Origin of the sequence: Streptomyces poriferorum (assembly GCF_019399235.1) — a bacterium.
GTDB classification, from domain to species: domain Bacteria; phylum Actinomycetota; class Actinomycetes; order Streptomycetales; family Streptomycetaceae; genus Streptomyces; species Streptomyces poriferorum.
In genome coordinates this window covers 1-8,344 of record NZ_JAELVH010000449.1, presented here as the reverse complement: position 1 = coordinate 8,344, position 8,344 = coordinate 1, and the positions used below count along the sequence as shown (strand labels likewise).

Annotated in this window: 6 protein-coding genes; 4 read left to right on the top strand and 2 right to left on the bottom strand. The window is 71.2% G+C overall.

The window, feature by feature from the left end; all coding sequences use genetic code 11:
• The first annotated feature begins 46 nt into the window (after positions 1-46).
• Together JGS39_RS38095 and JGS39_RS38090 are read left to right on the top strand one after the other, a co-directional pair.
• Entirely contained in the window at positions 47-1,132 is a 1,086-nt protein-coding gene (locus JGS39_RS38095) for a GH25 family lysozyme (RefSeq protein ID WP_219574350.1), read from the top strand.
• Positions 1,133-1,339: 207 nt separating this feature from the next.
• Positions 1,340-3,550 carry a HelD family protein gene (locus JGS39_RS38090; protein ID WP_219574349.1) on the top strand — a complete coding sequence of 737 codons (2,211 nt, stop codon included), beginning with the start codon at positions 1,340-1,342 and terminating at the stop codon, positions 3,548-3,550.
• A 25-nt stretch (positions 3,551-3,575) separates the two neighbouring features.
• Here the strand turns inward: JGS39_RS38090 and JGS39_RS38085 are convergent, their stop codons facing one another.
• Together JGS39_RS38085 and katG are read right to left on the bottom strand one after the other, a co-directional pair.
• Positions 3,576-4,130 (bottom strand): nitrobindin family protein, encoded by a 555-nt coding sequence (locus JGS39_RS38085; RefSeq protein WP_219574348.1) that lies wholly within the window; start codon positions 4,128-4,130, stop codon positions 3,576-3,578.
• A gap of 398 nt (positions 4,131-4,528) precedes the next feature.
• Positions 4,529-6,757, bottom strand: coding sequence for a catalase/peroxidase HPI (gene katG, locus JGS39_RS38080; RefSeq protein WP_219574347.1), 2,229 nt, complete (start codon positions 6,755-6,757; stop codon positions 4,529-4,531).
• Positions 6,758-6,996: 239 nt separating this feature from the next.
• Between katG and JGS39_RS38075 the strand changes: the two genes are divergently transcribed.
• Together JGS39_RS38075 and JGS39_RS38070 are read left to right on the top strand one after the other, a co-directional pair.
• Complete coding sequence (locus tag JGS39_RS38075) at positions 6,997-7,413, top strand: Fur family transcriptional regulator (RefSeq protein WP_219574346.1); 417 nt, start codon at positions 6,997-6,999, stop codon at positions 7,411-7,413.
• Positions 7,414-7,480: 67 nt separating this feature from the next.
• The coding region (locus JGS39_RS38070; protein WP_219574345.1) for a DUF4139 domain-containing protein at positions 7,481-8,344 on the top strand (864 nt) is incomplete at its 3' end.

Genomic DNA, 8,344 nt, shown 5'->3' with positions numbered 1-8,344 from the left:
CCCTGGCGCGCCCGTGCCGGGACCCCCCCGCCCCACCGGAGGAGACATGCACAGGAGAACGCTGATTCGCGGCGTCGTGGCGACGGCACTGACCCCGGCCGGAATCGCCCTGGCCACCGGTCCGGCGGACGCGGACGGCCCGGTCCGCACGCGGGCGGCCGAGCTGGAAGGCGTGGACGTCTCGAACTATCAGGTGGGCGTGGACTACGCCCGGGCGGCCGCGGAGGGCCGGCGCTTCGTCATCGCCAAGGCCGGCGGGTGCCAGCTCGTCGAGGGTCCGTACACCACGTCCTCCTACGTCGGCCATGTCGACGGAGCCCGGGCCGCCGGACTGCGGGTGGGGCACTACTGGCTGTCGGGAGACTTCCTCGCGCCCGCGGCCGCCGCCGACTACTTCGTGGACCATCTGCACGACTACCGGGCCGGCGACGTGCTCGCGCTGGATGTCGAGGTTCTGGACGACTCGACCCGCCTGTGGGACGACACGGACGTGGCCGCCTGGTTCAACCGCGTACGGGAGCGGGTCGGCAGCTACGTGCCGTGGTTCTACATCAGTACCGGCGCACTGCGGTCCGGGACCTGGAGCCGCACGATCGCCGCCGGCGCCCACCTGTGGGCCGCCTCCTGGGGGCCGAACGACGGCACCCGGTCCGGCGAGCCCGACCTCGGAGGCCGGTACCCCGACTGGGCGGCGCACCAGTACACCTCGGTGGGATCCGCCGGTGGCGTCTCCCCGGTCGATCTCAACCTCGCCCGCCCCTGGGCGTTCGACCTTACCGAGCCGACCGACCCGCCACCGACCGGTGGTGGGTTGCCGAAGACGTCGACGGAGCAGGACGGTGTCCCGGGCCCCGTGATGTGGCAACGGACGCAGAACTGGCTGCGGATCCAGTCCGGCTACACCGGACCGATCGACGGGGTCCCCGGAACCAACACCTACGCCGCGCTCCAGCTGAACATGCGGAACTGGGGCTACACCGGACCCCTCGACGGAGTCCCCGGAACCAACACCTGGGCCGCGGTACAACGACTGTCGGCCGCCCACGGCTACACCGGCCCCATCGACGGCGTCATGGGCCCCAACTCCTGGCGAGGCTTCAGCCGCTTCATCAACCAGGACCAGTGGGACTGAAACCAGGACCGGTGGGACTGGCCCACGCACCCGCCGCCCGTACGACCCTCAGCAACAAGAAATCCCCGGTCCGCAATTGCGGACCGGGGATTTTCCCGAGTATATTGAGTGTTTCTGTGCGCCCACAGAAAAGGCCCCGCACGGGGGGCCACTAAGAAACACCATATCCGTCAGGGAGCAATGTTGTCAACTCGGGAAAGCGCCGAATTGCAGAAGGAGCAGGAATTCATCGACCGGCTCTACGACCGCGTCGACGCGGTGCGCGGAGTCGCCGCCCAGCACGTCGAGGACGCGCTGACGCCGGTCGGCACCGGGCTGCAGGCCCGCCTCGAGCGCGATGTGCTCGTCGCCGAACGCTCGGGGCTGCTGGCGGCCCTGAACGCGGTGGACGGCTCGCTGTGTTTCGGCCGCATCGATCTCTCCGACGGCACCGCGCACCATATCGGCCGTATCGGAATCCGCGAGGACGACACCGCGCACACCCCGCTGCTCATCGACTGGCGCGCGCCGGTCGCCCGCCCCTTCTACCTCGCCACCGGTCACACCCCCATGGGGCTGCGCCGGCGCCGGCACATCACCACCGAGGGCCGCGACGTAACCGAGCTGCACGACGAGATCCTCGACGTCGGGGACCGGCAGCGCACCGGGTTCGAGGACCCGAGCGGTGACACCGTGCTGCTGGCCGCCGTGAACTCCGCCCGCACCGGCCGCATGGGCGACATCGTGCGGACCATCCAGGCGGAGCAGGACCGCATCATCCGCGCACCGCACCGCGGTGTGCTCGTCGTCGAGGGCGGTCCCGGCACCGGGAAGACGGCGGTGGCGCTGCACCGGGCAGCGTTCCTGCTGTTCGAACACCGTGAGCTGCTCGCCAAGCGCGCCGTCCTGATCGTGGGCCCCAACCCGGCGTTCCTGAGCTACATCGGTGAGGTGCTGCCCGCGCTCGGCGAGACCGGGGTGCTGCTCGCCACGCAGGCCGAGCTGTTCCCCGGGGTCCACGCCGACGGCACGGACACCCCCCGCGCCGCCACGGTCAAGGGCGGTGAGCCGATGGCGGAGGCTCTCGCCATGGCCGTGCGCGACCGGCAGTTGCTGCCCGAGCCCGGTGCGGCGATGGTCATCGCACACGACGACGGGGACCTGATCCTCGACTGGGAGATCGCCTACGAGGCCCGGCAGGCCGCCCGCGACACCCTGCTGCCGCACAATCTCGCCCGCCCGCACTTCGCGTTCCGGATCATCGACGCACTCACCGCCCAGCTCACGGAGCGCATCGGGGCCGATCCGTACGGCGGGCCCAACTTCCTCGGCCCCGACGACATCGCCCAGCTCGGCAAGGCGGTCGCCGTCAGCGGGGCGGTGCACAGCGCCATCGACGAGCTGTGGCCGCCGCTGACCCCGGAGGCGTTCCTCACCGAGTACCTGGCCGACCCCGTCCACGTAACCGCCGATGACGCCGAGGCGATCCGGCGTGCGCCCGATGGTGCGCGGTGGACCCCTGCCGACGTGCCGCTGCTCGACGAGGCCGCGGAGCTCCTCGGGGCCGACGACAGCGCCGAGCGGGCGGCCGCGGAGGCCGAGCGCCAGGAGCGGATCGCCTACGCGCAGGGCGTGCTGGAGCTGTCGCGGGGCTCGGAGTCGTTCGAGTTCGAGGACGAGGAGTCCGAGGTCCTCGCGGCCCACGACATCATCGACGCGGAGCGGATGGCGGACCGCCAGGAGGAGGCCGATCACCGCAGTGCGGCCGAGCGCGCCGCCGCGGACCGCACCTGGGCGTTCGGGCACATCATCGTCGACGAGGCGCAGGAGCTGTCACCGATGACGTGGCGCCTGCTGATGCGCCGCTCGCCGACCCGCTCGATGACCCTGGTCGGCGACCCCGCGCAGACCTCGGAGGAAGCGGGCGTCGGTTCGTGGAAGAAGATCCTGGAGCCGTACGTCGGTGACCGCTTCGAGCACGTCGCGCTGAAGGTCAACTACCGTACGCCCGCCGAGATCATGGAGCTGGCCGCCCGGGTGCTGCGCGCCCATGACCCCTCGTTCGAGCCGCCCGCCTCGGTACGGTCCACGGGTGAGGTGCCGTGGCTGCGGGACTCCGGTGACGACCTGGCGGGCGCGGTGGCCCGGGCGGTCCTGGAGCTGACGCCCGAGGAGGGGCGCCTCGCGGTGATCGCGCCGCGGGCGCTCCACGAGGAGATCAGCGCTCCCCTGACCGGAGTCACCGCCGGCGCCGAACCCGACCTCACACACACGGTGGTGCTGCTCGACCCGCGCCAGGCGAAGGGTCTGGAGTTCGACCATGTGCTGGTCGTGGAGCCCGCCCTGTTCGGGACGAGTGATCTGTACGTGGCGCTGACCCGGGCCACGCAGCGCCTCGGCATCATCCACCGGGAGGAACTCCCGGAGGCGTTGCGCTGAGCCCGTCCGGCGGACGCTCCTCGCCCTACGGCCGGCTCCGGGCCGCACGGCGGAGCTGCGCCGTGAGGTGGTGCCGCAGCCGGTGACCGACTGCCGCGAGGTCGTGGACGAAGTCGAGCGTGTCGTCGTCCGCCAGGGTGTACCGGCGCCGGCTGGCCTCGACGTCCTTGGCGGTGGGGGTGACCGCGACCTGGTGGGTGGTGAGGTCCACCGCGCCACCGTCCGCGCGGCCGGTCAGGATCTCCGCGATGCCGGTGGGCTGGGTGATCAGCGCCTCCACCCGGCCCTCCGGCTGCATCCGGTACCAGCCGCTCTCCCTCGCCGCCGGCCGCAGCGGCAGCCCTTCCGCGTCCAGCAGCCAGGCGCGCGCCTCGTAGTGGAGGAAGGGCCGCCCGTCATGGCTGAAGGTGACCTCCTGCGCGTACGTGAAGTCCTCATCGAGGGTCGGGTACCCACCGCGGCCCCGGCCGGTCCAGCTGCCGAGGAATCCGAGCAACGGCTCCAGCAGCGGGTGCGGCGCGGGGGCTCCGTCCGGCCCGAAGGCATCGGGGTACGGGAGTGTGTTTGCGGGGTCCAACATGAGGTGAGCTCCTGGATCGGTGCAGGTGGCGGTGCCGGTTGGCAGCCTAAGGGCTGTCCCGCAATTCCTGGTGGATCAGCGCACGGCGTCAGATGCGATCCATCGCAAGGCGGAGAGGCGCCCGCATACTGAATGTATTCCGGCGTTTCGACAACGGAGGGGTCCCCCCGTGCCCTTCAGGCAACGGGGAGAGGTGCCGTAGCTGTCGTCGTGCGCCCGCCAGGAATTGCGGGACAGCCCTCAGGGCCTTTCGTTCGGGCCGGGCCGCAGATGCGCGTGCCGGATCCCGCGAGCCCGGCATGATCCGGACGAAAGGACCTGTGCCGCGGGGCGGCGGGTCGCCGCCCCGCGGCACAGGTCCGGGCCGGCCCCGTGAGGAGGCCGGCCCGGACTCACGCTCAGACGAGGTCGAACCGGTCCAGGTTCATGACCTTGTCCCACGCGGCCACGAAGTCCTTCACGAACTTCTCCTTCGCGTCGTCGCTCGCGTAGACCTCCGCGACCGCGCGCAGCTCGGAGTTGGACCCGAAGACGAGGTCGGCCCGGCTGCCGGTCCACTTGACCTTGCCCGAGGCGTCGCGGGCCTCGAACGTGCTCGCGTCGTCGGACGTGGCCTTCCACGCCGTGCCCAGGTCGAGCAGGTTGACGAAGAAGTCGTTGGTCAGCCGACCGGGGGTCTCGGTGAGCACGCCGAGCGAGGACTGCTGGTGGTTGGCGCCCAGAACGCGCAGCCCGCCGACGAGGACCGTCAGCTCGGGCGCGCTCAGGTTCAGCAGGTTCGCGCGGTCGAGCAGCAGGTACTCGGCGGGCAGCCGGTTGCCCTTGCCGAGGTAGTTGCGGAATCCGTCGGCCTGCGGCTCCAGCTCGACGAACGACTCCACGTCGGTCTGTTCCAGCGAGGCGTCGACGCGGCCCGGCGTGAAGGGGACCTCGATGCCGGAGCCGGCGTCCTTGGCCGCCTTCTCGACGCCCGCCGCGCCGGCGAGCACGATCAGGTCGGCGAGGGAGACCTGCTTGCCGCCCTGCGCGCCGGAGTTGAAGGACTCCTGGATGCCCTGGAGGGTACGCAGCACGCCCGCGAGCCGGTCGGGCTCGTTGACCTCCCAGCCGTTCTGCGGTTCGAGGCGGATACGGGCGCCGTTGGCACCGCCGCGCTTGTCGCTGCCGCGGAAGGACGAGGCGGACGCCCACGCGGTGGAGACGAGTTCGGACACCGACAGGTCCGTGGCGAGGATCCGCTCCTTGAGGGAGGCGATGTCCGCCGCGTCGACGAGCTCGTGCGTCCGGGCGGGCAGCGGGTCCTGCCACACCAGGGTCTCCGCCGGGACCTCCGGGCCGAGGTAGCGGACGACCGGGCCCATGTCACGGTGGGTCAGCTTGAACCACGCGCGGGAGAAGGCGTCGGCGAACTGGTCGGGGTTCTGGTGGAAGCGCCGCGAGATCTCCTCGTACGCCGGGTCGAGCCGGAGCGAGAGGTCGGTCGTCAGCATCGTCGGCGCGTGGGTCTTCGACGCGTCGTGCGCGTCTGGGACCGTACCGGCGCCGGCGCCGTCCTTCGGCCGCCACTGGTGGGCGCCCGCCGGGCTCTTGAACAGCTCCCACTCGTAGCCGAACAGAATGTCGAAGAAGCTGTTGTCCCAGGTGGTCGGGGTGTCGGTCCAGATGCCCTCCAGACCGCTGGTGATCGTGTCGGCACCCTTGCCGGTTCCGTGCGTGCTCTGCCAGCCGAGGCCCAGCTGCTCCATCGGAGCGGCCTCGGGGTCGGGGCCCACGCTGTCGGCCGGGCCCGCGCCGTGGGTCTTGCCGAAGGTGTGACCGCCCGCGATCAGGGCGACCGTCTCCTCGTCGTTCATCGCCATGCGGCGGAACGTCTCACGGATGTCGCGGGCCGCGGCGATCGGGTCCGGAGTGCCGTTGGGGCCTTCGGGGTTGACGTAGATGAGGCCCATCTGCACCGCGCCGAGAGGGTTCTCCAGCTCCCGGTCGCCGGTGTAGCGCTCGTCGCCCAGCCAGGTGGTCTCGGGGCCCCAGTAGACGTCCTCGTCGGGCTCCCACACATCCGCGCGGCCGCCGCCGAAGCCGAAGGTCTCCAGACCCATCGTCTCCAGGGCGACGTTTCCGGTGAGGACGATGAGGTCGGCCCACGAGAGGTTCTTGCCGTACTTCTTCTTGACCGGCCACAGCAGCCGGCGGGCCTTGTCGAGGCTCGCGTTGTCCGGCCAGCTGTTGAGCGGGGCGAAGCGCTGCTGGCCGGCTCCGGCTCCGCCGCGTCCGTCGCTGATCCGGTAGGTGCCGGCGCTGTGCCAGGCCATCCGGACCATGAACGGGCCGTAGTTGCCGAAGTCTGCGGGCCACCAGTCCTGCGACGTCGTGAGCACCTCGGCGATGTCACGCTTCACCGCCGGGAGGTCGAGGCTCTTGAACGCCTCGGCGTAGTCGAACTCCTCACCGAGCGGATTGGCCACGGCGGGGTTCTTGGCGAGGATCTTCAGGTTGAGCCGCTCCGGCCACCACTGGCGGTTCCCGCCGCCCTGGGTCGGGTGCGGCGCGCGGCCGTGCGCGACCGGGCAGCCGCCGGCCCCCTCTGCCTTCGGATCGGTGACGATCGCGTCGTGGTTCTCAGTCATGGAAATCCTTCCGGACGGGGCGGATCACGGTGCTGAGGAACAACGGACTGCGGGAAGGCCGGGTCCGGATTCCGGGGCGAGGGGCCCCGTCTCCTGAAGTCACGTACTTTTCCGCGCTGCTGTCCTGTCCCTTGGCTATCGACCGGAACCGATCCTACGATGGACATAGTCCAAGTCAATACGAACGACAGGCGTGTACGGATCCAATCGTCGGACAACGCACAGTTAGGCTGGTGGGCATGAGTGACCTGCTGCAACGGCTTCGCGCACGTGGCTGGCGGATGACAGCTCAACGCCGGGTGGTCGCCGAGGTACTCGCCGGTGAACACGTGCACTTCACCGCGGACGAGGTCCTCGCACGCGCCACCTCCCGGCTGCCGGAGATATCCCGCGCCACCGTCTACAACACCCTCGGTGAACTGGTCTCGCTCGGCGAGGTCATCGAGGTGGCCACCGACGGCCGTGCCAAGCGCTACGACCCGAACGCCCACCACCCCCACCAGCACCTGGTGTGCTCCGGCTGCGGCGCCATCCGGGACGTCCACCCCTCCGGCGACCTGCTCGCCGAGCTGCCGGAGTCCGAACGGTTCGGCTTCACCGTCTCGGAGGCCGAGGTGACCTACCGCGGGCTGTGCCCGGACTGCGGACCCGGCTGATCGGCGCGTACGCACGATCGCCCCGGCGTAGGCTGCACTCACCATGAACGCGGCGGGGGCGGAGCGCATGACGGCTGAGTCAGTACTGAGGTGGGGGTCGACCCTCGATTCCGTCGTGGTGTACGCGCACGGCGCGCTCTGCAGCCGTCTGGCCCGGGGCGCCGTGCCCTCCGACGGCCGGCTGCGGGTGACGGGTCTGCCCCGCTCCCTGGATCCCGGCTCGCTGCGGGTCCGGGTCCTGGGAGCCTCCGGGGTACGTGTCACCGAGGCCCGCATCGAAGTCGAGGCCGAGCCGCCCCCCGCGGACGCGCCGGACACCTTGCGGCGCGAGTACGAGCGGCTGCGCGACGCGTACGACTCGGCGCAGGGGCGCCGGGACCGGCAGTTGAGCGTGATCAAGGAGGTCGAGGCTCTCCACCCGGTCCCGCCCGGCCGCAAGCGTGATGACCCGCACCGGCGCACCCCGGCGGACGCGTGGCTGGAGTTCGCCGATTTCGTCGACGAGCGGCTGACGGGGCTGCACCACCACCTCGTCGTGCTGGAAGAAGCGGTGCGCGGCGCCGAGCACGACCTCATGGTCGCCACGGACCGGCTGGAGCGCGCGTCCACCGACGCGCCGTCGGCGCACGTGGAGACCACGGTCTGCGCGGTCCTGGCCCTCGACGGCCCCTTCGACGCGGGCGAAGCCGAGGTGGAACTGGAGCTGGAGTACGGAGTGCCGGGCGCCGTCTGGGTGCCGGCGTACCGCCTCACCCACCGGCAGGGCGACGACAGCGGGAATCTGGTACTGCGTGCCTCGGTCGCCCAGCGGACCGGCGAGGACTGGACCGGCGTACGCATCGCCCTGGCCACCGCAGATCTCCGGCGCCGCACCGATCTGCCGAGGCTCCGTTCGGTCCGGATCGGACGCAGCCAGCCCGCCCCCGCGCCG

Bases quoted from the DNA above. Each gene is read 5' to 3' on its own strand.
- JGS39_RS38075 (WP_219574346.1), top strand. From the start codon at position 6,997: ATGAGTGACCTGCTGCAACGGCTTCGCGCACGTGGCTGGCGGATGACA.
- JGS39_RS38085 (WP_219574348.1), bottom strand. From the start codon at position 4,130: ATGTTGGACCCCGCAAACACACTCCCGTACCCCGATGCCTTCGGGCCG.
- JGS39_RS38095 (WP_219574350.1), top strand. From the start codon at position 47: ATGCACAGGAGAACGCTGATTCGCGGCGTCGTGGCGACGGCACTGACC.
- katG (WP_219574347.1), bottom strand. From the start codon at position 6,757: ATGACTGAGAACCACGACGCGATCGTCACCGATCCGAAGGCAGAGGGG.